The 24,541-nt window shown below is 54.7% G+C and carries 18 protein-coding genes; 7 read left to right on the forward strand and 11 right to left on the reverse strand.

The window, feature by feature from the left end; genetic code table 11:
• Nucleotides 1–2: 2 nt before the first annotated feature.
• On the reverse strand, nt 3–1,130 hold the full coding sequence (locus tag OHL20_RS01185; RefSeq protein WP_263381391.1) for a DNA recombination/repair protein RecA: 1,128 nt from the start codon (nt 1,128–1,130) through the stop codon (nt 3–5).
• 151 nt (nt 1,131–1,281) lie between these two features.
• Between OHL20_RS01185 and dinB the strand changes: the two genes are divergently transcribed.
• From dinB to OHL20_RS01210, 5 genes are all read left to right on the forward strand, one after another.
• Nucleotides 1,282–2,409, forward strand: a complete 1,128-nt coding sequence (dinB, locus tag OHL20_RS01190; RefSeq protein WP_263381392.1) for a DNA polymerase IV — start codon at nt 1,282–1,284, stop codon at nt 2,407–2,409.
• Between the two features lie 535 nt (nt 2,410–2,944).
• Complete coding sequence (locus tag OHL20_RS01195; RefSeq protein ID WP_263381393.1) at nt 2,945–4,828, forward strand: ATP-binding protein; 1,884 nt, start codon at nt 2,945–2,947, stop codon at nt 4,826–4,828.
• A 252-nt stretch (nt 4,829–5,080) separates the two neighbouring features.
• Nucleotides 5,081–5,527, forward strand: a complete 447-nt coding sequence (locus tag OHL20_RS01200; protein ID WP_263381394.1) for a Cif family virulence factor — start codon at nt 5,081–5,083, stop codon at nt 5,525–5,527.
• A gap of 18 nt (nt 5,528–5,545) precedes the next feature.
• Nucleotides 5,546–6,532: a helix-turn-helix domain-containing protein gene (locus OHL20_RS01205; protein ID WP_263381395.1), complete on the forward strand. Its 987-nt coding sequence runs from the start codon at nt 5,546–5,548 to the stop codon at nt 6,530–6,532.
• Nucleotides 6,529–7,044, forward strand: coding sequence for an SgcJ/EcaC family oxidoreductase (locus OHL20_RS01210; protein WP_263381396.1), 516 nt, complete (start codon nt 6,529–6,531; stop codon nt 7,042–7,044). Before OHL20_RS01205 ends, OHL20_RS01210 begins: the two co-directional genes overlap by 4 nt.
• A gap of 706 nt (nt 7,045–7,750) precedes the next feature.
• Here OHL20_RS01210 and OHL20_RS01215 read toward each other — a convergent pair.
• The 9 genes from OHL20_RS01215 to OHL20_RS01255 all read right to left on the reverse strand — a co-directional run bounded on the left by OHL20_RS01215 (nt 7,751) and on the right by OHL20_RS01255 (nt 18,643).
• Nucleotides 7,751–8,200 carry a hypothetical protein gene (locus tag OHL20_RS01215; RefSeq protein ID WP_263381397.1) on the reverse strand — a complete coding sequence of 150 codons (450 nt, stop codon included), beginning with the start codon at nt 8,198–8,200 and terminating at the stop codon, nt 7,751–7,753.
• A gap of 89 nt (nt 8,201–8,289) precedes the next feature.
• Nucleotides 8,290–9,096, reverse strand: coding sequence for a neuromedin U (locus OHL20_RS01220; protein WP_263381398.1), 807 nt, complete (start codon nt 9,094–9,096; stop codon nt 8,290–8,292).
• 233 nt (nt 9,097–9,329) lie between these two features.
• Nucleotides 9,330–11,642 (reverse strand): patatin-like phospholipase family protein, encoded by a 2,313-nt coding sequence (locus OHL20_RS01225; RefSeq protein WP_263381399.1) that lies wholly within the window; start codon nt 11,640–11,642, stop codon nt 9,330–9,332.
• Between the two features lie 64 nt (nt 11,643–11,706).
• Nucleotides 11,707–13,146, reverse strand: a complete 1,440-nt coding sequence (locus OHL20_RS01230; RefSeq protein WP_263381400.1) for a hypothetical protein — start codon at nt 13,144–13,146, stop codon at nt 11,707–11,709.
• A gap of 138 nt (nt 13,147–13,284) precedes the next feature.
• Nucleotides 13,285–14,808: a carbohydrate porin gene (locus tag OHL20_RS01235; RefSeq protein ID WP_263381401.1), complete on the reverse strand. Its 1,524-nt coding sequence runs from the start codon at nt 14,806–14,808 to the stop codon at nt 13,285–13,287.
• A 123-nt stretch (nt 14,809–14,931) separates the two neighbouring features.
• The gene (locus OHL20_RS01240) at nt 14,932–16,401 is read right to left on the reverse strand and encodes a CoA transferase (protein WP_263381402.1); all 1,470 of its coding nucleotides are present in this window, start codon (nt 16,399–16,401) and stop codon (nt 14,932–14,934) included.
• 75 nt (nt 16,402–16,476) lie between these two features.
• The gene (locus OHL20_RS01245) at nt 16,477–17,034 is read right to left on the reverse strand and encodes a DUF1269 domain-containing protein (RefSeq protein WP_263381403.1); all 558 of its coding nucleotides are present in this window, start codon (nt 17,032–17,034) and stop codon (nt 16,477–16,479) included.
• Nucleotides 17,035–17,209: 175 nt separating this feature from the next.
• Nucleotides 17,210–17,734, reverse strand: coding sequence for an HdeD family acid-resistance protein (locus OHL20_RS01250; RefSeq protein ID WP_263381404.1), 525 nt, complete (start codon nt 17,732–17,734; stop codon nt 17,210–17,212).
• Between the two features lie 87 nt (nt 17,735–17,821).
• The gene (locus OHL20_RS01255) at nt 17,822–18,643 is read right to left on the reverse strand and encodes an alpha/beta fold hydrolase (RefSeq protein WP_263381405.1); all 822 of its coding nucleotides are present in this window, start codon (nt 18,641–18,643) and stop codon (nt 17,822–17,824) included.
• Between the two features lie 514 nt (nt 18,644–19,157).
• Here OHL20_RS01255 and OHL20_RS01260 point away from each other — a divergent pair.
• Complete coding sequence (locus tag OHL20_RS01260; protein WP_263381406.1) at nt 19,158–19,790, forward strand: response regulator; 633 nt, start codon at nt 19,158–19,160, stop codon at nt 19,788–19,790.
• A gap of 8 nt (nt 19,791–19,798) precedes the next feature.
• Here the strand turns inward: OHL20_RS01260 and OHL20_RS01265 are convergent, their stop codons facing one another.
• Nucleotides 19,799–22,813 (reverse strand): sensor histidine kinase, encoded by a 3,015-nt coding sequence (locus tag OHL20_RS01265; RefSeq protein ID WP_263381407.1) that lies wholly within the window; start codon nt 22,811–22,813, stop codon nt 19,799–19,801.
• 546 nt (nt 22,814–23,359) lie between these two features.
• Here OHL20_RS01265 and OHL20_RS01270 point away from each other — a divergent pair.
• The gene (locus OHL20_RS01270) at nt 23,360–24,463 is read left to right on the forward strand and encodes an NAD(P)-dependent alcohol dehydrogenase (RefSeq protein ID WP_263381408.1); all 1,104 of its coding nucleotides are present in this window, start codon (nt 23,360–23,362) and stop codon (nt 24,461–24,463) included.
• The last annotated feature ends 78 nt before the right edge of the window (nt 24,464–24,541 follow it).

Raw genomic sequence — 24,541 nt, forward strand, 5'->3', positions numbered from 1 at the left:
GGCTATCTCCCCGCCGCGCGCATCCACGGCGCGGTCGAACTCCACTCGACCGCTCGGCCCGGTGCTTTTTCACCGTAAGGATTCGCTACACGCTGGCGAATGACTTCCGCTGTGTGGATCATGCTGCTGAGGACATGGGTTGATTCGTTTGCAGCTATGCGGGGGGAACAGTCGAGCACGCACTTTGCGCTCGATCTGGCACACGGCTCCTGCGTCAGGAGGAGCAGGATGGCATCGCCCTCCTGCGCGGCGCGGCTGAACCGATACCAGGTCGCTGACGGGATACGAAGTGCTTGCTCTGGGGTGACGGAGACGAGGTCAAGCACTACGACCCGAAAGCCTCCAGCCTGAAGAATCTGGTCCGCTGTCCGGAGAGCCTTATCCAACTTGCTCCACGGTTTGGTCTCACGTTTCAACCCGCCCTGTACGACTGCGGGTAATTGGGCGCGTTCGCGGGCATCGTCCGCAGCTCTGCGGTCGATCTGCCGTAAAGGATCAGACGCATCGGCACGGCGGGCGTTGAAATGCTCGAACGCGATTTGCTCCTCCGAGGCGGCCGCGAGGCTAAGATTTTGGTTTGGAAAGCCCGGGGTTCCTTCCATCTTCTTGAGCCGCGTCTCTGCCTTCTGAATAAGCATCTTCTCTAATGCCCGATCGATGCCCTTCGTCTCGGTGCGTGGGTGTCGGATACCGTGATGCTGGGTCGATCTATCTCCCACATCATCTCGCTTAGGCATGACGGATTGGCTGGGTTGGGCAGAGCTTGCTCGCGCCTCCTGCCCGTCCGAAAAGCGCACCCAGAGGAGATTCGTGAGTCGCACTCCGGCGGCGGCGGCGCTTCTCGGGTCAAGGCTGTCACTCACGTCGATGTAGGCGCAGGCGGAATCGACCGTCGCTTCACTCAGAACAGAAAAAGCAAGCGATGTCCTGCCGGCCGAGGCAGGACCGGTAAATTCGCAGATGCCACCGATGGGCAATCCGCCGTCGAGTAGGGCGCTTACAGACTCATTGCTGATAGGGAGAAGCCGGGGAGCTTGCACAGCCTGAGGCGATAAGGCGGCGGGAATTCGAGACGCAAGGCTGCTCTCGATCTCCTGCCGTAGAGCCGCGCTTCGTGATTGCAGTGCCATTGCGTTTTCGCCTTTTGTTCTCTTACGAAATCTCAGCATACTCCGCGCTTCCGGGTGGAAGTCAACCTTGCACAATCCATAGTGCAGTCATAAGTTTCTCTAGGTTCTTCGCCTTATCTTCGCTTACAATTCCGAGAGGAGCGTCTCTAGAGTGCCGAGCCAGAATCCACTCATTCCGCTATCTGTGAACGGCGCTCCGACACCACGCAAAATCGTGCATATCGACATGGACGCGTTCTATGCGTCCGTTGAACAGAGAGACAATCCAGACTTGCGGGGGAGGCCGGTCGTTGTTGCATGGCGAGGCAATCGCTCGGTTGTGTGCGCCGCTTCCTACGAAGCGCGTCGTTTTGGAGTACGATCCGCGATGCCCGCGCTTACGGCAGAGCGTCTTTGCCCCGGAGCGGTCTTCATCCCGCCTGACTTCGTCCGCTACAAAGAAGCCTCACGAGCTATCCGGGGAATTTTCGAACGCCATACAGATTTGATCGAGCCCCTCTCTCTCGACGAGGCGTATCTGGACGTGACGGAAAACAAAACAGGCTTGCCCACTGCAACCCTCGTGGCTAAGACGATTCGGCAGCAGATACGTGCAGAGCTCAATCTAGTCGCGTCTGCCGGCGTCGCGCCCAACAAGTTTCTGGCGAAGATCGCTTCTGACTGGAAGAAGCCGGACGGGCTATTTGTTATTCAACCCCACGAAGCACAAAGCTTTTTACAGCCGTTGACCGTAGGGCGGATACCAGGAGTTGGACAAGTCACCGAGTCTCGAATGAAGGCTGTCGGCATCGCCACCATCAGCGATTTGTTCAATCTCGACTTGGCGCAGTTGGAGGCTCACTTTGGACGCTACGGGATTCGGCTCCATCAGCTCGCCCGTGGGATCGACCATAATCCGGTCGTGCCAAATCGAGCAAGCAAGTCGATATCTGCAGAAGACACCTTCGAGCGTGACATTCCGCTTGCTGAAACGGAACTTTTGATCCGTCGCCTCGCAGAGAAGGTTTGGAGGGGTTCAAGCGAAAATGCGCGGTGCGCAAGGACAGTCGTTCTCAAGCTAAAGACGAGAGAGTTTGCCACGATCACCCGCAGCTTAACTCCTCTGTCTCCACCCTGCTCTTGCAACGAACTAACTGCCATCGCCCTCTCTCTACGAGAGCGAGTTGAGTTTGGACCGCATCAGCTATTTCGTTTGGTTGGAGTGGGTCTGAGCAACTTTCAGCTCGAAGATATACCGCCAACGCCAGCCCACCTTGACAATATCCATCAGCCCAACTGACGCGAAAGGCGTCTGTCGGTGACAGTCGACCATACCTGCCGACCTATGGCACTATCGGAAGGCCTTTTTCAAGGCGTAATGCAGGGATGATCTCGCTAAATCGCGAAAGGGCGGGGGCTCAGGTATTCTGTGATGACCATTTTGGGCGTTGGGGGAACGCAGCACTCTCAGCCTTCAACACTCTGAAAACATGAATCATGCCACTCTTACTCCGGTCTGTTTGAGTGCTTTGGAGATCATCAAATAGATGACGACGGCAGATGACACACAAGAAAAGCACCTGAAAGCGCTGCTGATGCGCGGAAATGGGGAAATGGCCTGCCGGATGCGCGAGATCGACTGGGCGGAACTCCCCGCCGGTCCCGTCTCAGCGTGGCCAGAGGAGTTGCGAAATGCAGTGAGCCTTTGTCTTGCGAGTCGGCATGCCATCGAGATTTGGTGGGGGCCAGAATATCTGCGTTTCTACAACGACGCCTATCGACCCTTCCTTGGTTCCGCAAAGCATCCCCAGTTTATTGGTCGTCCAGGACAAGAGATGTGGGCTGAGATCTGGGATGTGGTCGAACCTCTTCTTCGCTCCGTTCGAGAGAGCCAAGAAGCGATCTATCGTGACGACCTCCAACTCTTCGTGAGCCGGAACGGATTCGTCGAGGAGGCCTACTTCTCGTTTTCGTACGGCCCAATCTTCCGTCAAGGTGAAGTCGCCGGAATTTTTAGTCCATGCACGGAGACTACAGCTTACGTTCTTCAACGCAGACGGCTGGCTTTGCTCCGGAAGATTGCCGCCATACCAATTTCGGAAAGCATCGAAGAAGCCGCAATTCAGTGTGTTCGCGTTCTTTCCGAAGACGCCCATGATGTCTCATTTGCGGCTCTTTACCTTTGTGCGTCTGACGGGGGTCGCGCACAATTCGTAGCGCAAACGGGACTAGGAGACTTTGCAAGACTGGCGGAAGTTGTAAGCGTGGAGGATATGTCTGCACCGGGTGGATTCGCGGAGCCCCTTCGTGGCATACTCCGGGATCACCAAGCCGTCATACTCGATGATCTGCAAGAAACGGTCGGGCCAATCACGGGAGGCGTCTGGCAGGATCCGCAGAAGAGTGCGCTTCTGTTGCCATTGCGCGGTCTGAACGATAGCGCACTGTCTGGTGTTCTTGTCGCGGGCATCAGCCCCCGACTTCCATACAACGAAGAATATCGTGTCTTTCTCGATCTTTTGGCGGAACAAATCTCAAATGTGCTTCTTCGAACATCTTCTTTCCTGGAAGAACGCAGACGGTCAGACCTGTTTTCCTCCATGTTCAAGAGTGCACCGGCCTTCATCGCTATCCTGCGCGGGCCTGAGCACGTTTTCCAGTTCACAAATGCGCCTTATACGCAGCTAATTGGAAACCGCGATGTGATCGGCCTGCCTGTCATACGTGCGCTGCCAGAAGTCCGTGAGCAAGGGTTTGTGGATCTACTCGATAGAGTATTCCGCTCAGGGACGCCTTATCGCGGCGATAGCGTCAAGGTCGAACTACAACGTGGTGAAGGTGGTGCATTTGAAAGCCGGTACATCACTTTCGTGTATCAACCTACCTATGACGCTAGCGAGAACGTAGATGGCATCTTCGTTCTCGGGATGGACGTGAGTGAAACCGTCGCTGCTCACGAGGCGTTGCGAAAATCTGAGAAACTCAGCGCGGCCGGCCGACTCGCGGCGACCATCGCGCATGAGGTAAACAACCCTCTTGAAGCGCTGACAAACCTTCTCTACCTCGTCCGCGATGGCGTCAGCTCTGAAGGCGCGACTTATCTTTCGATGGCTGAAGACGAACTAACGCGCATAGCGCACATTACGAAGCAGACATTGGCGTTCTACCGGGAATCGACAGCGCCGCTCCTTTTCGACGTTAGTAATACCGTCGATTCGGTCGTCGTTTTCTACCGCAAGCAGGCGCAACGCAATGGTGTCGAGTTGCGAACCGAATTACAGCCTGAATGCAATGTCTTCGCCATTGAGGGCGAGCTGAAACAGGTTCTTTCCAATCTGATTGCTAATTCTCTCGATGCGCTCAGTGGGCGAACAGGAAGCATCACGATTTGGACGAGAACGCGAAATGGCTGCGTTCACATGGCAATTTCAGACAACGGAACAGGTATCCCCTCCAATGTTCTGAGCAAAATCTGGGAGCCCTTTTTTACGACGAAGGCGACTGTCGGAACGGGGCTAGGTTTATGGGTGACTCGCGAGATCATTGAAAAGCATCGTGGTTCATTGCGCGTACGAACGAGCACTTCAGGATGCAGACACGGTACGACTTTTTCAATCATCTTTCCTTACGAGGACAAGCGTCACGGCGATAGCTTATCAAGCTTAGAAGACATTTGTGCAAGTGTCTCGACTGACGGCAACCGCGTTTATGAGGACTAATCGTCCGCGACGTCTAGAGGAGTGCATCGGCCTGTTGTAGCGAAGAGATTCCGGCAGCTTCAGCTGTAGCCCAAAAGCCGAGCTCGTTGCAGCAACTTTTTATGCTGCATGTCGGGTTTGTACTAGGCTCGACTCTCGCCGCGAGACTACGGTCTCCCTATGACAACTACTTCGACCTCCCGACGCAATTTTCTCGTGACAGGAATCGCACTCGCTGCCTCCTCTGTCCTGAAAAGTGAACAACCAATAGATTTGTCCGCTGCCCGTACAACAGCAAACGAGTTCCTCAGCAAATGGATTCATGCCTGGAATCATCACGACGCCCGCCAACTCGGTCTCCTTCAGACCGTAGACGCCAATACAGTCAACCGCTTCGGCACATTGGTGGAGGGTCGCACCGCGGTTGAGAAGGCGCTTAGCTTCCTGCATCGGCCCGGAGGCCCATTTCATGATGTCACCGCGCCGCCCTTAAAGCTGATCGACGTACGACAGATCGCTCCGACCGTGATAATTTTGCAGGCAAGCTGGAAGAATCCGGCGATGAATCCGGACGGTAAGCTCGATCTTGTCAAAGAGGACGATATGCTTGTGTCATATACGCTGCTGAAAGAGGGCGGCGACTGGAAGGCAACCCAGATGGACCTGCACAATGTGGAGAAGATGGATCTACCCTTTTCGAACCCAGGTCAGAAGTCTTAGTGAGGTCTGGAGACGGTTATGCTGACAGCGCAGAGCGCGACCCCAAGCACCTTCTTGTCACCTTTTATTCAGCAGTATGTGCAGCGCAAAACGGCTGCCAACGAGGCTGAGATCATTGAACCAGTTCTTCCCCGCGCTGGGGCGATGCTGGAGTTTCAGTTTGGCTCGGTCTACGATGTCAAGGCGCTTGGAACAGGAAGACTAAGACCTTCTTGGGCAGCAACCGTGATCGGTCCCATCGATGCGCACAGGGTGCGTCTGATCCTGCGCGATCACGTCCAGTCAATGGTTGTTCTGTTCCGGCCGCTCGGCCTGTACCGTCTCTTCCGAATACCACTCTCACCGCTCACGGGAGCCGGAACAGAAGGACATGCCGTGTTGGGGCCGCAAGTCTCGTCTCTCTATCAGCGGCTCGGCAATGCGGAGAGCTTTGGAGATCGCGTGCGGCTATTGGATAGTTTCTTCCTCCATCGGCTTCAACGAGTCCAATCGCTCGATCCCACAGCACGGGCCATGCACCGGTTGGCATCAGGCGGATGCAACGTAGGTGACGCCGCAAGGATGATTGGAATAAGCGAGAGACAGTTTGGGCGAAGATCGCTCGAGTGGGCCGGAGTTTCTCCGAAAGCCCTGGCGCGGGTGTCGCGCTTTCAACGTGCCATCGGGGAGTACCGATCAAGCCAAAGCAGTTGGCTCGACATCGCTCATAAAGTTGGCTACTACGACCAGATGCACCTAGTGCGAGATTTTCATGATCTAGGAGGTGGCCCTCCGACCCAAGTGCTGAAGAAGATCTCAGAGGAACATCTGATCTCGTTCTGTTGCGGACGATCGCCTGGTGCGGCAAACTTGTTTGGCGTTGCGGGCGGCGCTCCACCTTCTTCGAACACTGGGAAACCGCCAATGCGCTCACCGAGCCAGATGAGCCCTGACAAGTCGGCTCATCGTTATTCAACCTCAACTGGCGGAAACGGCGTTTATCAGGAGCAATCATCCTGTGTATGATTTCGATCATGATTAAGCTTCGGTTGTTTTCGCTAGGTGTTTTTCTCATTGCAGGCACGTTGACCATTGCTGCCCAGAGCAGCGGTGATGACCAAGCTGTTCGAACCTTCTTTGCAAATGCGGACATAGCATGGAACAACCATGATGCTCGGCAACTCACCAACCTGCAGAACGCAACTGTAGACGCAGATTTCATCAATGTCTATGGAGGTTGGGCGAAAGGCATGGAACCCTTCGTTGCAATTATGACGAAGCTTCAGGCTGGGCCATTTCACGACGTCCACAGACAAACTACTGTTGAGAAAATACGCTTTATCCGCGATGATGTGGCAGTTGTCATCACCACGATCGTTGATCGTCACGGCGGTGGGCCTCCCGCCAGCACTCGTGGCATATTTGTTCTGAGCAAGGAACAAGGGCACTGGCTCCTCAATTCTTTTCAGAACACGCAAATTACCTCCCCCCCAGAACGGGCCCAAGTCCCTCAGACACCCGCCTCCTCCCCGCACTAATGTGGCGGTAGAGTATTCTCCACTGTCAATCCCGGCAAATCGGCTTCTCAGCAGCAATCTTGACTGACCACAAGCGCGTTATCGAGACAAACAAACGCTGATTCACAAAGCCGAGAGCGCAAGTGAGGTGGACGCGGTGCCTCACCGCGCTCTTTGAGCGCCGGGTGTCGTCGGATTCGCGGGCAATCCCGCGATTGGCCAACGTGAGCGTGAGGTTGTCACGACCAGAAAGACGACTCCGAGCGCCCACGCTGTTGTCGCCAGCACGCTGCCCTCGGCCCCTGCTGATCCACCGCTGAGCAGAGTGTTGCCACGGGGATGAGATCCAAGCAAATGCCCTTTTATTCCCACCCGCTATCGGCAACGCCAAAGAGGAAGGCTTCCGCCCACTCGAAGGCCGCATGGAAACCGATCGCCCACCAAAGTGAGCCCGTACGCCAGAGCGAAAACACATCAGCAGGGCGAAGAGGCCCAGTTGGATCAGGCCAAGTCGCGACTCGCCGGGATTACCACTGTGATTGCTCACGAAGAGGCACCCAAGCAGAAGAGCTGCCGTCCAGAAGCCGAGTACCAGACGATGCTTTGCCCTAAACCATGAACCGTACATTCCGGCCAGGCCACGCGCAAGCGTGAACTGCATGTACGCGCGAAGAGAGGTTTCCTCCGCAAGACCACCATCAGAAATGCCACGCACCATTACGTGCCCTCATGTGGATTGAGCTAACACGCGTAGATCTTGCCGGCAGCGAGTGCTGAATTGGTTTAGCGGATCGATCTTTGCCGCGAGGGCTGCTTTGGGAAGATCTTCCAGGCTTAAATTGTCTTGGCCATAGCGTTCGATAATGGTCTTCACGACCGCCTCTGCTGCCACAATCACTGAGTCCGGTGCGACCAGACGCATGCGGCTGACAAGTGCGTAAATCCCCACAGCATCGCTCATAGCGAAAGCGTTACGGATCAGCCCATCGCCGTACAGGCGAGTTGCCTCTGTGATGAATTCCGAATAGAGCGTCTGCCTTCCGACGATTTCGCGATTCGCGAAATCGCGTTGTGTTGCACTCCGCTGTAAAACATAATTGCTCAGCACAGGCGTTAGGGCTCCCACAGAGGAACCCGCCAAGACGGCGAGGGCGCTTAAGATCGACGGGTTGATCATCCCAACGGAACTCCTCAATTGAATTCATGACTTCACCGACAACTGGGGACTTCCAAGGGATGCTGCATTCTCAACATCTCCATGGTCAGTTATTGCGTCACTTTCTTCTTGGGCAAAAACACAAGTTGAAGTTGAGTTTGGAGCTGCCAATCCGAACCGCCGTTAGTCGTTCGAACATCATTAAGGAATTGCGTACGGGCGTTCACAGGCTGAGCGCCGATCTTGAACACACGTCCCACTCCACCGCCCAAAGGAACCGTCCAACGGTCACTTCTAGATTTGGTCCAATCCGCTGTAATGACGAGTGAAGATATGACGTACCACCCGCGCGGCAGGTTATAGAACAAGAAGGGATTGAAGGTCATCAAGTTAACGTGTTGGTGATGCAATCCCGCGAATTGATTGTTCAGGAGTGCTCCCCCAAGCCACGGACCCTTATGGACTACTGCAGCGAGTGCTGGACCACCACCCCACTTGTTGGTTCCAAGGATAGAGTCTGTCGCCGTTGGCAGCCACAGCTGTGGGCCAGCTCCCCAAAGGACTTTTCCTTGGTGAATGGGCGTTAGGTAAAACTGTGGCTGGATATTACCGAGGCCATAATCCACACCTTCTGAGGGTGCGAGCCTGGGAACCACTTCGATGGGGGTAATGGTCCGCGTGAGCAGAGCCCAATTGGCCGAGAGCTTGAAGGGGATCACCGGTTCAACGACGAACCCATTCTCTGCCCTACGGTAGGGGCCAACTTCGTAGTAGGTGTTGTTTTGAAACGGCAGACTGATGGCTGGTGCAACCGGATTCTGAGCGGCGTTCTTCGCTGCCTCGTCATCTGTCTGCGCCTGTGTCAGCTTAGGAACTGGGGTCCCCGTCTCTTGCCGGTCGGAAACAGAATCGCCCACCTGCGGGCTTACCACTCCCTGGGCGTTCACAAAGCGTGTTAGTGGAAGAGACAAGACGAGTGAACAAAGAAGAACGCGCCTCCACCTCCGCGCCGTGTTGATTGATCCCAATCGGGCTAGGGCCTTAAACTCTCGTGACCACATTGTGCTCTCCTTAATAAATTCGGTTCGGATTCGCATGATTGCGAAGTCCTTTACTATTTCGCGACACAAAAAGGAACTGCTCGACTTTGCTAGAAGAGTTTTCCGAAGGTGAAAAAGACCTTGCGGTGACCTGCGTCTCCGAGCGCGCCGCCCAGAGTGATGGCGCCAAGTGGAGTGCTTAGGAGAAGTCCGCCGAAGGCATCTTGTCTCAGAAATGCCGCTTTCTCTGGTGACCAGATGTTGCCGGCTTCATATCCCGTGACTACATACACCCCTTGCCCAAGGCCAGTCGGCAAAGTTGCTATCCGGCGCAAATAGGCTGCTTGCGTAAGGATCGCATCGGTCCCCCGGTACTCATCGATAGAAGATGCGTAGAGGCGTAGAGGGCCGCCAAGAGTGAACCGAAGAGGATCCGGGACATTATGGCGGAAATAGGAGTTTGCATCGACGGACAAACTCAACAGATTCAGGTGCGCCAGTGTGAATGTTTGCTTCGCCTTTAATAAAACAAAGGGTGCATGCTCGCTCGCTGTTGTCTGAAAGAGACGACCAACGGTGAGATCAAATCGGGTTCCTTTAGGGGAGGCAAGTTCTGCTGTGCGATTGCTATAGAGGATGTGCCCGGCCAGACTCTCGGTCATTCCGGAAAGATGTTGCGTTGGGCTGTCATCCAAACCATCTCTTAGTTGCCAAAGGACAGTTGACGCGCGATATTGCAGAGCGACCTGAAGATCCTTGCTGATCGTTTCACCCACATCAAGCCCTCCCCCAGCAAGCTGCAACTGACGTTCGGATATGCGCTTTTGGTTCTCCCAGATGTACACAGGCTGTCGCAATAGGCGCAGCTGTGGCTGTACGAAGAAGCGTGAAGAAGCGATGGGCCTGTAATATTCCGATGCGAGTCGAGTAAAGTATCCGACCTGGGCGTCTGATCGGAGTTCAGAGCCGTATCCTCCAAAGTTTTCGTCGACAAAGCGTGCATGCAGTTCCGCGACTGTCACATTCGATGACAGAGCTACAACGTCAGGACTGATGAGTAGGAAGGGAGGGCCATCGTAGCGCGGTCGCCAATGGATGACGACCCCTTCATTCTGTGGCGTAGTGAACTTGTTAGCAGAGTTCTCCGACGGGGGCTTCTGATAGGTGTCGTAGTACGCATCGTAAGCGCCCTCTCCTCTTATGTCAGAGACGACGTTTGCCGCTGCTTGAGGATCAAACGGCTTACCTGCGAGATCGGCCGCACTCTTTGCGAGGTGAAGGGACACCTGTGAGTTGGGGCCTTCAACGTGGACCTCGTCGATACGGCCTGGCGGGAGGCGACGACGTGATGCGATATCCGCTTGGTAAAGTTTCCAGTTGTTGTCGTCCAACGCCAAAGGCAACAGACGATCCCGCTGACTCTCCGCAGCATCGTAGCCCGCTTTGAGAAGGGCATCTGCTTTTGCATAATCCGTCGTGAAAAGAGCAGTCACGGCCGGCGCGATCTCAATGTCCGCGAGAGGTCTCGTCAACGCGACATTGCGACTTGAGCCTGCGCTAAGGGCTCGGCCGACAACGCTCGCAAGCGAAGCTGCGTCGGCCTCTGAGAATGACGAATCTCCGAGATAGACAGATATGGCAACATCAGGATGGAAATCGTCCCGCAGCACGTCAACGGGTAAGTTATCCGTGATGAAACCGTCGATCAGAATGTCGTTGCCATAGCGGACGGGCGCAAAAACTCCGGGAATGGAGATTGACGCTCGCACAGCGAACGCAAGGGATCCATTCCTAAACGTATTCGGTTTGAGCGTCGTGAGATCGGAGGCGACACATCGAAATGGAATCGGTAAATCATCAAACTCAAGGGCCGCAGCGTTGTATCCGGTCAATCGTTCAGCCAAGAAGGCATTCAGATGATCGTCGGTAATAAGTTCGTTCCCGGGCGTTACGCTGCCGCCTTTCAGACCAAGCGTAAGAGCACCCGGCATGTCCTGCCTGTCTTCTCTGCGGCGAAAGCTAGCGTGACTCAGCGAAAGCTTCGTCGTGAACAGAGTGCTGAAAGTATCGGACTTGGTGAGCTTCGCAATATCTGATAGAGATTCGCCGGACGCCACAAGTGCACCAACCAAGGCACCCATACTAGTTCCAGTTATGCGATCCACCGGAACATGGTGTTCGTACATCCACTGGAGTACGCCCACGTGCGCAATTCCGAGTGCGCCGCCTCCTTCAAGGGCTATGCCAACCATTGGCCGTCCAACCGGTCTCGTGGGTTTCGTCGACTTGGGCATTTGCGATGCAGGGGCCGGAGGCGGGACGGAGGTCTGGCCGAGCAACTGAGCGGTGAAGAGTAATGCAGCCACGGACATAACACTTGCTCCGGGCCCCACGACGCTCAGCATTCTCTTGTGTCTTTTCATGTGGCCTCCTATGGCTTAAGTTCTTTCCGGATTGTTATGGGTCGAAACATCGTGTTGCGTGCTTCTAATTCCGGTACGCAAGCGTCCCGTTCTTCCAAGAACTGAAGACTGCCTTTAGGTCGGCAGACAGGCCCGGGATCGTGACTTGCTCAAGATCGGAGGTCGGCAGAGCGCCGAAGACACGCTCTGGCTCCGGCGGCTTGCCCGTACGATCTCTCGGGATGTCGCGCATCAGTGTGTTCGCTTCCGGATCACGTGAGTCATCGAAGAGCGATGCGTCGACAGTATTCGGAAAAAGCGTGACCGAACCGGTCATCCTTCGCTCAATAGCTGATACGGCATCCTGACAAACACCGAGAGCGTAATAGCCACCAAACGGCAGATTCGGTCTGCGTTCATGTTGGTGCAGGTAAGCCAGGAGCAAGACTGTAGTGAGACGAGTGACCTCGACGGCGTTCTGATCTTGATAGACATGCGCTTTGCGCTTCAGAACCCAACCTTGATCCAAGGTGTCCATAGTGCGCCACTCTGCCTTACCATCGATACCGAAGTAGTATGCGATAGCAGCGTAGATGCCTTTGTGATTGCGTACTTCCAATTCATACTCAGCGTGGGACACCGGCACGAGAAGAGTTCGGGCAGGGCGGAACAAGCTCTTGGTGCCGGGTATTTGTATCTCGGTGTCGATCCAGAACGGCATCATTACGTCTTGGCCGTTGTAGTGAAGATGACCGAAGTTCGCAAAGTAGCGTGCGTCATCAATTTCGACATGAAGCCCTAATTTGATGAATGCTGCAACCAGCTCTTCAGGACTACTTGCGACCTCGCTGCCAAGCTTTACAACGAAAGGTTTTGTCCCACTCAGACGATTAACCGCGAGACGATTGAAAGAATCCGCCAAGCGTTGGCTGTTGGCGTGAAAGCTAGCGAGTGTACCAGCTCCGTCTCCGTGGGTGACCGAACTATCTAAAGGAACTACCACCCGATCTGTAGTAAATGGTGCCAGCGTCGATGGTTGATCGATGGACACAGTTTGTCCTGTTTCCATCCCATAACCACCCAGATCGATGAAGCTGGCAAGCGCCTGACCTGGAGGTAAGCCGCCTGTTTCGTATCTATCCACGATGGCGACATCCCCGGTGACCTGATGCATCGTCCACCCGGGAAAGCGATCGAGACCCTGCCAATCCTTACCCAAGATCTGCTTGCGCAAAGCTTCGAGCAGTCTCGGTGTAAGAAGTGCGGGGCCTTGCTTTGGACCGTTACCGATATGATCCATTACCTCATTAGCAAAGCCGGGCTGAGAGGACCGATCGCGCATGACCTGCGACAGCAGAACCGTATTAGCGGGCATTGGGGTTTCGGGAACAACGTATGCAGTGCTGCAGCCCGAGGTAAAAGCCGTAAGAGCGGCGATTGTTAGCAGAGAGAACATCGGCTGCCAGTACAGCAAGCGAGCAGCACTGGATAGCAGTAGTCCATCATCAATAGCCAGCTTCTTCATGGTTGCTACCTCCTAATCACTCAATTCGCAACGTCACCGCTCATGCCGATCGACATTCGGCAATTGTGCCGATTGGCATTTCTTCTTTGCACATGCGGCGCATGCGCGCGACATCGGACGAGTCGCCGAAACAGAAGCCTAGAAGGCCATCGTGAGTCTGACTAGAAATACGTCGGAATGATCCTCGTGTTTAGTGACCTCCGCGACTATCGGATTCCATATGTGCTGGTAAGAGGGGATAAGCCGAATCGCGGGTGTGAGTGCGATTCCATAGAAAGCTTCGACGCCCTTCTCATCCTTGACACCGGCAGTCCCGGCGGAAAGCTGAGAAATGTCCTTCTTCAGTGGACTGCTCACGTTGTTGTAGTAATACCCGACCCCGTAACTGTCGTTGGGACGACTATCTGCGAGCCCGTGTCCATATAAAGCTCCGCTGGCCACTCGGGTGAGGATGTTCGTTTCACGAGGGGCATAGCCTAGTCGCCCGTAGACACCGATCCCGCGAAGTGGCTGTCCACTCCTCATCTTGCCTGGTACTGATGCAGCCGGGTCCTTTACCATCAGATACTGCGACCCGTTCACAATCGCAAAATAGCTAGTTGGCTTGAAATGTGTGTCGATCCCGGTGGGACTTCCAAGATCGAGCAGGGATGCAATTGCTACTGGGGCTTGCGCAGGCGAGCTTATGTTGAAAGGACTTTGATTGTCTATTTTCGGGTTGTTGGACCAGTTGAAGGCAGGCGAAATTTGTCCGGGTTTCCCCTTGATCGCTTCCGTGTAGATCGCTGTCGCGTACACATTCACGTGATCGAACATCTTCTTCCCTGCCGTATCCGCAGTACTGTTCGGATCGAGCACCCCTGCAGCGATCACCAGGTTTGGTGCTGGCGACACGGCTAACAGACCGGCGAGTGCATCTGCCCCGTAATAATGTGTTGTCATTGGATTCTTAACGAGATTGAAGTTGGCGAAGTTGTACTTGTAATTCGAGCCAAACAGCGTCTGATCGGGGAAGAATACCGTGCTGATCTTGCCCACGATCAGAAAGGTCTTCTTGTTTAACGCCTGCGTCAGGAAGTATTCCGACGGGTACCCATTATGACCAAGTAGGGGACCTGGTTCGACTAGTCCGGCATACTGCGGCTGCAGGGTGCCTGCCGTGAAGGTATTGGCTGCCGAGTCACCGAAGCGACCTTGCATTGTGAAGTGGAACAATCCACCGCTCCACAAACCCGCGCGTCCAGTATCGTAATTTGCCGAGAGCTGCACGTTCTGAACGAAGCGGCTGCCTTCGGCCGTCCCCCCGGACGCCACTTCCTGATACACGCTGGTTGTGTAGAGATCAATGAACAAGCCCTTCTTCGCTAGAGACGTTCGCAAGCCGCCCCAATCGCCTGTGAGTTGTGTCCTGCGAGCGAATGCGCCTGCATCTGTTCCCGGAAGGCCGAAGACCGGACCGTTGTTGAGGTAAGGGGCCAGGACTGGAGCGAGGTTCAAGAGAGAGATTTTGTTTGTTGGGACTGCCCCAAACGGCTCCGCAGCTTCGGATGCATCCTTTGGTTGAGCGACGTGTCTGAGGCTCTCAAGGCCTTCCTGGGCGAATAGCGCCGGGGTGCCTAAAAGCATGGCAGTTATTACTAACTTCTTCACTATCGAGTTCATACGTTCTCCTTTACCGGTTCCGGTTGTCCAGTGCTTAGGCACACAGCGCCTCTCGGTTGCGCAGCGTGTGCGTCTGTTGCAGGCTAGGAGTGTGGCCCCGTAGACCTTCTACGGGCACCATTCTCAGTAGTTACCCCACTCTGGTTTCGAACCGCCGCGAGCGACTCCAATGAGTCCTCCGGGCAGTTCCCATCGGCCCGGCGTTTTCGAGAAGGTGATGCCGGGCTCAAGCCTGTCTACTTCCCCCAGCGCATGCATGCCCTGAAGTCCCTTGGGAGGAATGACTTTGTGACTGGAATCTTTCAGCGTTTCCGCCACATAGTTCGGGTCCAAGATGCCGAGCGTGGCGTACCACATCGAGAATCGAGCCAAGGAGGTCCGCACGTGGTAGCTTCCCCCAAACTTTGCGCGCAGGATCAAGGCCGCCAGTGTTCCCATCGCTGTCAGGTAACCCGCCAGGTAGTCATTGAGTACCACCGTGCAAGGTAGCTTTGGAGCGTCTTCAGTACCCTCATCGACAGTGAATCCAGTGCAGCAGTTGGCATCCATATCAAAGCCGGCTCGCTGGCTCCAGGGTCCGTCCCATCCGAATGCACGGATAGATGTGTAAATAATCCCCGGTCGAATCGCCGCCACGGCCTCGGCCGAGAAGCCAAGCTCGGCTAGCTTCCGACCCCGGTAGTTTTCAACGAAGACATCAGCGCTCTTCAGCAGCTCCGCCGCCTTAACTTTGGTAGCCGGCTGCGTAAGGTCCATCCAGGCAGACCGCATGCCCGGTGCGGTGTCAACCCATAGCGCGTCGTACTCATACTCAGGCCGGGCAAAATGAAGTACTTGTGCGCCCTGCTCAGCCAGGGTCCGACCAACGACCTGTCCCGCGATCACATGCGTATTGTTAATCACTTTGAGCCCGGAGAGTGGACGCATCTTATCCAGTAGAGGCGGCAACTCCGGCTCGCTATCGCCGATTTTGAAGATCTCGATCAACGGAGTCTGCGAAAGCAATTTTCCCTGAGGGTGGTTGAGCCATTCCTCCGGCGTGCGGCACATCGAACCGATCATGCCTTTGGCTGCTGCAGCGTCCTCTAGATCGAGTGCATTCCACTGCGAGATCGCGTTACCAACCGCTTTTCCATTCAAATCACACTTCAGAAGTTCCATCCATGGCGGAATGCTCATCGGATATGCGGCAGTGGGGAGATACCAGCGCCCATCCTTTGTGGGATATATCCCGAACGACATCGGATTGATACGCGGATCGCCGAACAGCAGTTGGTATCCGAGGCCGCTGAGCTTCGGTTTGTAAGCCACCAATGGGTTGATGTGAGCGACCGCGGTTCTCAGATCGACCGAGAGGTCTTGCGCATCACCGCCACGCATTCGATACAGGATCTGTGTCGCCGCAGAGGCTCCCATCATGCCCAAACTCATGATCGCTCCGAGCCTATGCTTGCTCGGCAGGATCGGATCCTGTCCGCTGAAGCTGATCGAACCGCCGGTGTCGGCTGGATTCAATTGCACCACTTGCATGAGTTCGCTTAGAGCGGTCTGGATATCGAACGCGGAAGGATCTTCATAAATTCGCGATGCCATCGGTTTCTCCTTGAATGAGGTGGATGTGCCATGTTTCGTTGTTGTGCAGCTAGTGATGTGGTGCAAGCAGCGCGACTATCTGCTCGCGTTGAGAATTGCCCTTTCGATCTTTGCTCTTTGCTGCTCGCTAACTACGGTTCGAAGCACAGCTCCGCCGTACCTCTGAAAGCCCGCGACAATCGCGGCGTTCTCGTCCGACTCAACGATCGCGTAGATTGCTGAGCTTCCTGGCAGAACCAATCTGCTCACTTCCTCCACAAAGCCTTCAGGAATACCGAACTCGTCTTTCCAGAACGAAGCATCCAAGCCCGCGCTCGTAACACCCACTGCGGCCGCACCTAATGCAGCAGCTGCGATAGCCCCGGCGGCGATTGATGCACTCGCACCCGCGGTGAAAGGTATTGCCAGCGTCGCCCCTATGAGGAGGCCGAGAGCTCCTCCCCAGCCAGCGCCTTGCCAACCTGTTGGCTTGTAGCTTTGATCCATGTGCAAGTCTCCAGTCGGCTCACGATGCACGGCGACAGCGTCACGAAGTTGAAGAATCCACGCATCATCTAGGACTCTCAGTTCATCGAGCACACCTGACGCACGGTGTATGTTGTTTGCGAAGCCGACTACAATCAATTCCGCCATAAAGCCTCCATCGTTGTTTGAAAACTGTTGGTGATACATGCGCGTGTGCGTATGCCCAAGAACCACAAAGCTGTTGGCGTACTTTTCGGCGTGGTTGTGCTCTCGCACAAGGATGGGTGCGATCGGTCTGGATACCTGGTTAGTGGTTAACCATCCTGATCTGCGAGTACTCTGATCACAGAGGCGCAAACGCGAGTCTTGTTACACCAGTGGTGATTAGGTTGACCCCGACTAAGGTACCAATCGCCCATGCGGAACTCGATGGCCAGTTCCGCCAGATGAGCAACGCAAGTAGCAGCGAGAAGATGGCGTTGACGAGAAGGATGCCGGAGTGCGGCAGGAATCGGAGGCTGGCGTACGAGGCAAGCTCTGCAATCCCCTCGGCAAGAAAGATCACCGCGATCAGCAGTGTGAGCGTCACTATGCCTAGTAACGGATGCGTAAGAAGGTATAAGCCCGCTACAGTAAAGGCCGCGCTCACTAGCACACGCCAGAGGAATGTTCCCGATCCACGAGCTGCAAAAGCGAAAATCGCGTAGGCAAAACCAGCCAGAATTGTCACCATACCGACCAGAATGGAAACACCGATTCCAGTAGCCAAAGGAGCGAACATAGCCGCCACGCCCACCACTACCATGAACACTGCGGAAAATCGTTTTGTGTTTGTCGCTCGGTGTGTGGGTAAGACATCGCTGAACATGATGAGCCTCCTTGGGAATGCGACTTCGTGGTGCCAGGTTGCTGTTGCCGTTCTTCTTTTTCATACAAGACGAGCGAGATGACTTTGCTACGACTCAATGAATGCCAGAAGATCTTGGTTGATAACCTCTGCATGGGTTTGGCACATTCCGTGGTGAAATCCCGGGTAAATCTTAAGTGTCGAGTTTTTCAAGAGTTTGTCGGATAGCTCAGCAGAGTCGGCGATTGGAACGATCTGGTCGGCGCCCCCATGCATCACCAGGACCGGCACATCAATGCGCCGCAAATCTTCAGTGAAGTCTGTCTCGGAGAACTGCTTTATGCAGTCAACTTCACCCTTGAGCCCGCCGAGCATCCCCTGTAACCAAAAGCTTTCCTTCAAGCCTTCCGAGACCTTGGCACCCGGCACATTGAATCCGTAGAAAGGTGTTGAGAGGTCAAGGAAGAATTGCGATCTATCATTGCTGACCGCTGCGCGCATTGCATCGAACACTGTGATTGGGAGTCCGGCTGGATTTCCTTCGGACTGAACCATCACAGGCGGGACAGCCCCTATAAGGACGGCTTTCTTAACCCGAGCCGATCCATGCCGCCCCAGGTACCGTGCGACTTCGCCGCCGCCTGTTGAGTGCCCTACTAAAACCGAATCTTTCAAATCTAGCTTTATGAGCAGCTCGGCAAGATCGTCTGCATACCTATCCATGTCATTGCCACCCCAGGTTTGATCGGAGCGTCCATGGCTGCGACGATCATGCGCAATGACCCGATATCCCTGTGAACCAAAGAAGAGCATCTGCGCGTCCCAAGCATCTGCGGAAAGAGGCCATCCGTGGCAGAACACGATGGGTTGCCCCGCGCCCCAATCCTTGAAATAAATCCGCGTGCCATCGTCTGTGTTGAGGAAACTCATTCGCACCTCTCTTTGACTCCAAGATTCCGCCGCGGAGACGTCGGTTCAAGGACTGTCTTCGGTTCACTTGGAGCTTCTTCAGTCTCGGACAATCCCACAGATAGCGAAACGTCACAAACTGGGAGAAGATTGCACTCAATTGAGGGAGGGGAGACATACCCCCCTCCTCTCGCCGAGCTTGCAGGGTTTTCTCCGTTTCACCCCGGCTTTTTCGTGTTCACGAGTGGGTTTCTACGAATCTGCCCAAGGTCGCGGCATAGTCGAAAGACTTCGAGATTCCTCGAAATACGCAGTGTTGGGTTTGAGAACGGCTGTTACAAGCGCCTCCTGCCCAGCAGGTGACGGCGATAGTGTTGTATTTGCGTTCCCGTGATGAGGAGCGAGGACAGGCAACACTTTAGAGGGGGGACTCGCGGGAACTTCAGGTGTATCGTCGCATTAGACGACTACGACGTGTCCCTAAGAGTTTGAAAAGAGTCGTCTGTGAAAGACGTCTGTACGCGAGGTGAAGATTATGGGCGCTGATCGTCGCATCAAGATTCTCTGTGTGGATGACCATCATCTGATTCGAGACGGGATTGCCTCCACGATTGCCGAAGAGACAGACATGGAACTGGTCGCGCAAGCGGCAAATGGCCGGGATGCCATTCAGGAGTTTAGGAAGTATCAGCCAGACGTAACTCTAATGGATCTTAGAATGCCCGAGATGGACGGCATCGCCGCTACCGCCGCTCTCCTGAAGGAGTTCCCATTAGCTAGAATCGTCATGCTTACGACCTATGCAGGCGACGTTAACGCTTCTCGAGCCTTCAAGAGCGGTGCAAGGGGCTATCTACTCAAATCGATGCTTCGGAACGATCTTGTGGAAACCATTAGACGAGTACACGCGGGTCATCAGCACATCCCACCAGAGATAGCACACGAGATTGCCGCACACATCAGTACCGACGAGCTCACGGGACGGGAGCTTGATGTCTTGCGCTGCATTGCCACAGGAAAGTCGAACAAGGCTGTCTCCGTCAGCCTGAGGATCTCCGAAGATACCGTCAAAGGCCATGTTCGAAATGTCCTCTCGAAGCTGGGGGCGAACGACAGGACTCATGCTGTGATGATAGCTATGGACCGTGGATACTTTTCGACCAGGTAAGTCCCAGCTCAGAACGCGCCCTTCAGGTAATTCCAACGCATGGGAACAACGATCGTCACTTCAGTGCCGACGTTGCGCTTGCTCACGCATTTGAAGGTTGCTCCCATGGCCTCTGCACGCTCTTGCATTCCATGGAGACCCCAATGACCATTCGTCGGCGCTCCCTGATAGGCGGCAATGTCAAATCCTGACCCATCATCCGAGACAATGAATATGACGGCTCTCGATATACACCGCAGCGAAACGGAGATCTCGGAAGCGTCAGAATGGCGAAGGGCGTTTGTGATCGCTTCCCGCCCTATGTAGAACAGCTCTCCCCAGACGGAAGGGCTGACTTTCGCAACCGAGCATTCGACGTCAATCCGGAATCGTGTCTGGTTCTGCTCATTATGCTCATCTGCGATAAATCGCAAACCCTCGATCAGCTCCTGCTGAGTCAAAATCTGTGCCCGGAGGCTACTAACGCGATTTCGCGCCTCTTCTAGAAGCCGGTCGGCCGAAATCAGAGCAGCCTCCAAGGACTCGCGAACGCGGCTTCCGGAGGGCAGTTGCTTAGTGGCGGCGCCAAAACGAAGCGCTAAGCCCTGGACACCCTGCAAGAGTGTGTCGTGCAGGTCGCGCGCTATGCGGATACGCTCGTCAGCGCGCACTACCTCCCTCGTTCGGATCGCCGTTGATAGAGAACGGATTCTGACTCCGTAGGCCAGCCAAATCAGACCGATCCCGAGGACCACGCAAGAGACTACAAATGTTGGCATCTGATAGAACGACGGGAGAACCGTGAATTGTAAGGAATCGTTGGTCTTACTCCAGACCCCCTCTCCGTTTGAGGCGATTACAGAAAACCTATACTTTCCTGCCCTCAGTCCTGTGTATACCGCTTCCGTGCGCCTACCAACATCCTGCCAGGTTTGATCGGCTCCGGCTAATTGATACTTGTAGGTGACCTTTTCTGGTGCGGATACGTGCACCCCAAAATAGGAGATTCTCAGCGTATGGTAGCCGGGCTTGATCCGGCTTCCGCTAGGCAAGGGTTGTCCGTCAACAGTCATTGCCATTCCGGTTACGTTTGGCGGCTCCGTGCTGCTCTTGATGGCTGACGGATCCAATGAAACGACACTATTCGTTGTTGAAAACCAAAGCATTCCGTGCAGATCCTTGATGGCCGAAGGCACCTCCAAGACCTGCGGAGAAGGACCAACGATTCCAGCTTCGGACATCAGATCCGACCGCATTTGATAGCCCGGCGACTTCAATGCTTCCGCCAACTCAGTCGCCGCGATATGAACAATGCCCCGCAATCCATTTAGCCAGAGGTCCCCGTTCGCAGATTGAAGCAGACCGGAAATACCTCGCACGTCGACTTGGTCGACAGTTTGAAGCGTCTCCAATTGATCGCCTCTCAGAACTGCGAGGCCGTTTGTGGCGCCAACGAACATACCAGACGGACTTTCAAGAAAAACTTGAATCATTCCAAGGGGCTTCGCTTTGTCTCCCGAGAACACTCGCGCCTGATCACCAACGAGAACAGCAACTCGATTGTCAAGGTATCCGGTCCATAATCGACCTTGGCCATCCATCAAAAGCGAAGTCGGCGTTATATCGGGGAGGTTGGGCACGGCTATCCGTGTCCACAACCCATCCGAATACCGCCAAAGTCCATTGCGGGTCAAAGACACATAGAGAAGATGATCGCCCGGACCTACGAGTTGTCGAACAAATTCCGGGAGAATACCCGCCGGCGGGGGAACAACCTTGTAGGTTTCATCCGAGTAGCGCCAGAGCCCCTGATGACCTGTCACCCATACTACGTTTGACGCATCGCAGTGGGCTGAGTAAAACTCGCGTTTCGGACCATGTTCCGTCAGGACAGAGTCCCGCATCGAAATTGCGCTTGATTCTTGGACACCAAGCCACAACTCTCCGTTCGGACATTGGGCAAGAACGTTCCCGTAGTCCGTTGGCCTATCCACGAACCTCACCAAGTTGGGTCTTCGAAAACGATCTAGCCCTCCGGCTGTCGCCACCCATAGATCTCCATCGTGGTCTTGCATTATGGTAGTCACGGTGTTGTTGCTTAAACCGTCCAAACTTGTGTAGTGCTCTACAGTGAAATCGTCTGCTTCTTTGTGCCCTTCTGTCTTCATCGCGGTTTGCGCTGGAAGAATCCTGATGAGTCCCTTGTTAGGGGATCCCATCCAGAGTAGGCCGCCCCAATCGAAAGCCATCTGAAAGCCATAGGTTCGAATGCGGTCAGGCATCTGAACCAGATCACCCTTCCATATGCGACGGGTGAAGCTTTGGACAGGCTCGACCGGCTGATTTTGCGCCCAAACGCTACCATCCGGGCCTTCAGCGAAGAAGGTGTCGAACCCACCCGCTGCCTCTACTTTCTGCCACTTATGATCGCCCGCGGGTAGCTTCCATATAGATGTTGTTGTAGCCGCCCACAACGTCCCGCTCCGATCGAAGAAGATATTTTGTACATCCGATCCCAAATCAAGGCTGGCCGTAGGGTTTTCCCATTTGCCTGCGCGAAGCTGGACGATCTGACCTCCTGCGACAGCAGTGATGATTCCGTTAGGATCCTGAGCAATCCATTTGACGGTGCCAGCGGGAAAACCGTCCTTTTCGCCGTAGGTTCGAATAACGATGTGATTTCTTATCTGCGCGATTCCTCGAATGCCAAAGCCAACCCAGAGGTCGTTCATTCGGTCTTCAAAGATCGAGAATGGAACTTGAAGATCGCTTTGCTGGAATTGGAAAGGTGTAAATGTCACGCCGTTGAAGTTGTAGAGCCCATTCCCAGCGGTAAGCCAGATCGTTCCATCATCCGCCTGAACCAGAGCTCGGATGTCGAGAGGTGCGCCATCCTTGATGGTCCAAGAGGCGTGATCAAGCTGTGTAAGGCGTAGCGGCTCAGATGCCCTCAAAACCAAAGGTGTACAGAAGAACCAAATCCAGAAAAGAGTATGGGTCATTTTCCGGGGCATTACAAGGCAAGATGGAAGTCTGATCGTCATGGCCTGAACTCTTGCCGCACGTATTCGAGAACCTGGTTCCGGACCCGACTGGTGCGACGACGAATGAACAGATCGAACGCCCGAGAGGTGTCCACGGCCCGATTGGAAGAAGGTACGAAATCGGATTTGGCGGTTCGCAAGCATCGAGCAGCGGTCTCCGCACTCTGAGGTGCCACCATCTTATCGCCCTTGGCTGCTGTTGAACGAGGTAAACCCTCTAGTCAATTTGGGGGGGGCTATGTCCGGCCCTTTCTGACGTGGCTAACCCGTATGCCGCATGGCAAGGCCGTCAATGCTGCCTTAAAGCCCCGAGTTTCACTTTGAGTTCCGTACCTCTCTCTCACCCAGATGACTTTGCGCGCACCCAAAGAGTTGGAAACTTACCCTCCAGAATGCTGTTTCGCCGAGTGCTTAAGGTCGCTATTGTGAGTTCGAGGGAAGATGCACGAGCGTTCGGACTAATTCACTGCGCTCCATTCGTCGGGCCGCTCAAACTGAGCGAGCAGTCATCATTGCAAGGCATTTGAGAGTTACAAGGAGATAAAAATGGCTGAAACAGAGATAACAGATACGACGAGAATACCCGCTGTTGGGTATGGGACTGACGGCAAAACGCCTGGAAACAGGCTTACCCGCACACAGTTTGAGCGAGATGCTCCTAAAGGCAATGAGGTTCTGATCGATGTTCTCTTCTGTGGCGTCTGTCATTCAGATGTTCATCTTCTCGCCGACGAATGGAAGCTAACGCTGTACCCATGTGTTCCGGGCCACGAGATTGTCGGACGAGTAAAAGCAATCGCGGCGGATGTAAGTAAATTCAAGGTCGGTGACGTTGTGGGTGTAGGCTGCATGATCGATAGCTGCCGCTCCTGCGAACCCTGCTTGGAAGGTGAAGCGAACCACTGCTCGGGACCTCATGGTCCAACCTTGACGTACAACGGATATCTGTATCCCAACGGGTCGACCCACAACACGTTCGGAGGCTATGCCAGCAATATCGTTGTGCGCGAAGACTTTGTCCTGCGTATCCCAGAGGGCATGGATTTGGCTGCCGCGGCTCCTCTGTTGTGTCCTGGCGTCGCAGTATACGGACCTCTAAAACGCTTCAATTTCAAGCCCGGCGCCAAGATCGGCATTGCGGGTATCGGCGGTCCTGGACACATCGCAATCATGATTGCAAAGGCAATGGGAGCTGAGGTAACGGCGATCACAACGCACGAGTCGAAGCGCGAAGCGGCCCTAAAGCTAGGTGCCACGAATGTGATCGTGTCTACCAACCCTGAGGACATGAAAGAGCACGCTAAATCACTTGACCACATTCTAGCGACGATCCCCAACGCTTACGATGTTGCGCCCTATCTCGGTCTGCTCAAGCGAAAGGCAACCATGACCGCTATGGCGTTGCTAGGGCCATACAGTGAACCACTTAACAATCTGTCACTAGCTGCACAGGGACTTAGTCTGGCCGGCTCAATGATTGGAAGCCTTCCGGATAGCCAAGAAGTGTTGGACTTCTGCGCTGAGCATGGAATCCTTCCGCAAGTCGAGGTGATCAAGATCCAGGATGTGAATGAAGCGATCGAGCGTCTAAGAAAAGCCGATGTGAGATTTCGTTTCGTCATAGACCTGAGTTCCCTACAGAACTGTTAGCTCGGTCCACTGACTCTTTTGATGACTGCCGGATGAGAATAAGCCGCCTAGCTTCTTGGGGCGGCTTGTTCTCATCAA

The sequence above is a fragment of the Granulicella arctica genome (assembly GCF_025685605.1).
In the GTDB taxonomy this organism is placed as follows: Bacteria; Acidobacteriota; Terriglobia; order Terriglobales; family Acidobacteriaceae; genus Edaphobacter; species Edaphobacter arcticus.

What these genes read in the sequence shown, in the direction of transcription:
- OHL20_RS01185 (WP_263381391.1), bottom strand. Translation starts at nt 1,130, where the DNA reads ATGGCACTGCAATCACGAAGCGCGGCTCTACGGCAGGAGATCGAGAGC.
- OHL20_RS01195 (WP_263381393.1), top strand. Translation starts at nt 2,945, where the DNA reads ATGTGGGCTGAGATCTGGGATGTGGTCGAACCTCTTCTTCGCTCCGTT.
- OHL20_RS01205 (WP_263381395.1), top strand. Translation starts at nt 5,546, where the DNA reads ATGCTGACAGCGCAGAGCGCGACCCCAAGCACCTTCTTGTCACCTTTT.
- OHL20_RS01210 (WP_263381396.1), top strand. Translation starts at nt 6,529, where the DNA reads ATGATTTCGATCATGATTAAGCTTCGGTTGTTTTCGCTAGGTGTTTTT.
- OHL20_RS01215 (WP_263381397.1), bottom strand. Translation starts at nt 8,200, where the DNA reads ATGATCAACCCGTCGATCTTAAGCGCCCTCGCCGTCTTGGCGGGTTCC.
- OHL20_RS01225 (WP_263381399.1), bottom strand. Translation starts at nt 11,642, where the DNA reads ATGAAAAGACACAAGAGAATGCTGAGCGTCGTGGGGCCCGGAGCAAGT.
- OHL20_RS01230 (WP_263381400.1), bottom strand. Translation starts at nt 13,146, where the DNA reads ATGAAGAAGCTGGCTATTGATGATGGACTACTGCTATCCAGTGCTGCT.
- OHL20_RS01235 (WP_263381401.1), bottom strand. Translation starts at nt 14,808, where the DNA reads ATGAACTCGATAGTGAAGAAGTTAGTAATAACTGCCATGCTTTTAGGC.
- OHL20_RS01240 (WP_263381402.1), bottom strand. Translation starts at nt 16,401, where the DNA reads ATGGCATCGCGAATTTATGAAGATCCTTCCGCGTTCGATATCCAGACC.
- OHL20_RS01245 (WP_263381403.1), bottom strand. Translation starts at nt 17,034, where the DNA reads ATGGCGGAATTGATTGTAGTCGGCTTCGCAAACAACATACACCGTGCG.
- OHL20_RS01250 (WP_263381404.1), bottom strand. Translation starts at nt 17,734, where the DNA reads ATGTTCAGCGATGTCTTACCCACACACCGAGCGACAAACACAAAACGA.
- OHL20_RS01255 (WP_263381405.1), bottom strand. Translation starts at nt 18,643, where the DNA reads ATGAGTTTCCTCAACACAGACGATGGCACGCGGATTTATTTCAAGGAT.
- OHL20_RS01260 (WP_263381406.1), top strand. Translation starts at nt 19,158, where the DNA reads ATGGGCGCTGATCGTCGCATCAAGATTCTCTGTGTGGATGACCATCAT.
- OHL20_RS01265 (WP_263381407.1), bottom strand. Translation starts at nt 22,813, where the DNA reads ATGACGATCAGACTTCCATCTTGCCTTGTAATGCCCCGGAAAATGACC.
- OHL20_RS01270 (WP_263381408.1), top strand. Translation starts at nt 23,360, where the DNA reads ATGGCTGAAACAGAGATAACAGATACGACGAGAATACCCGCTGTTGGG.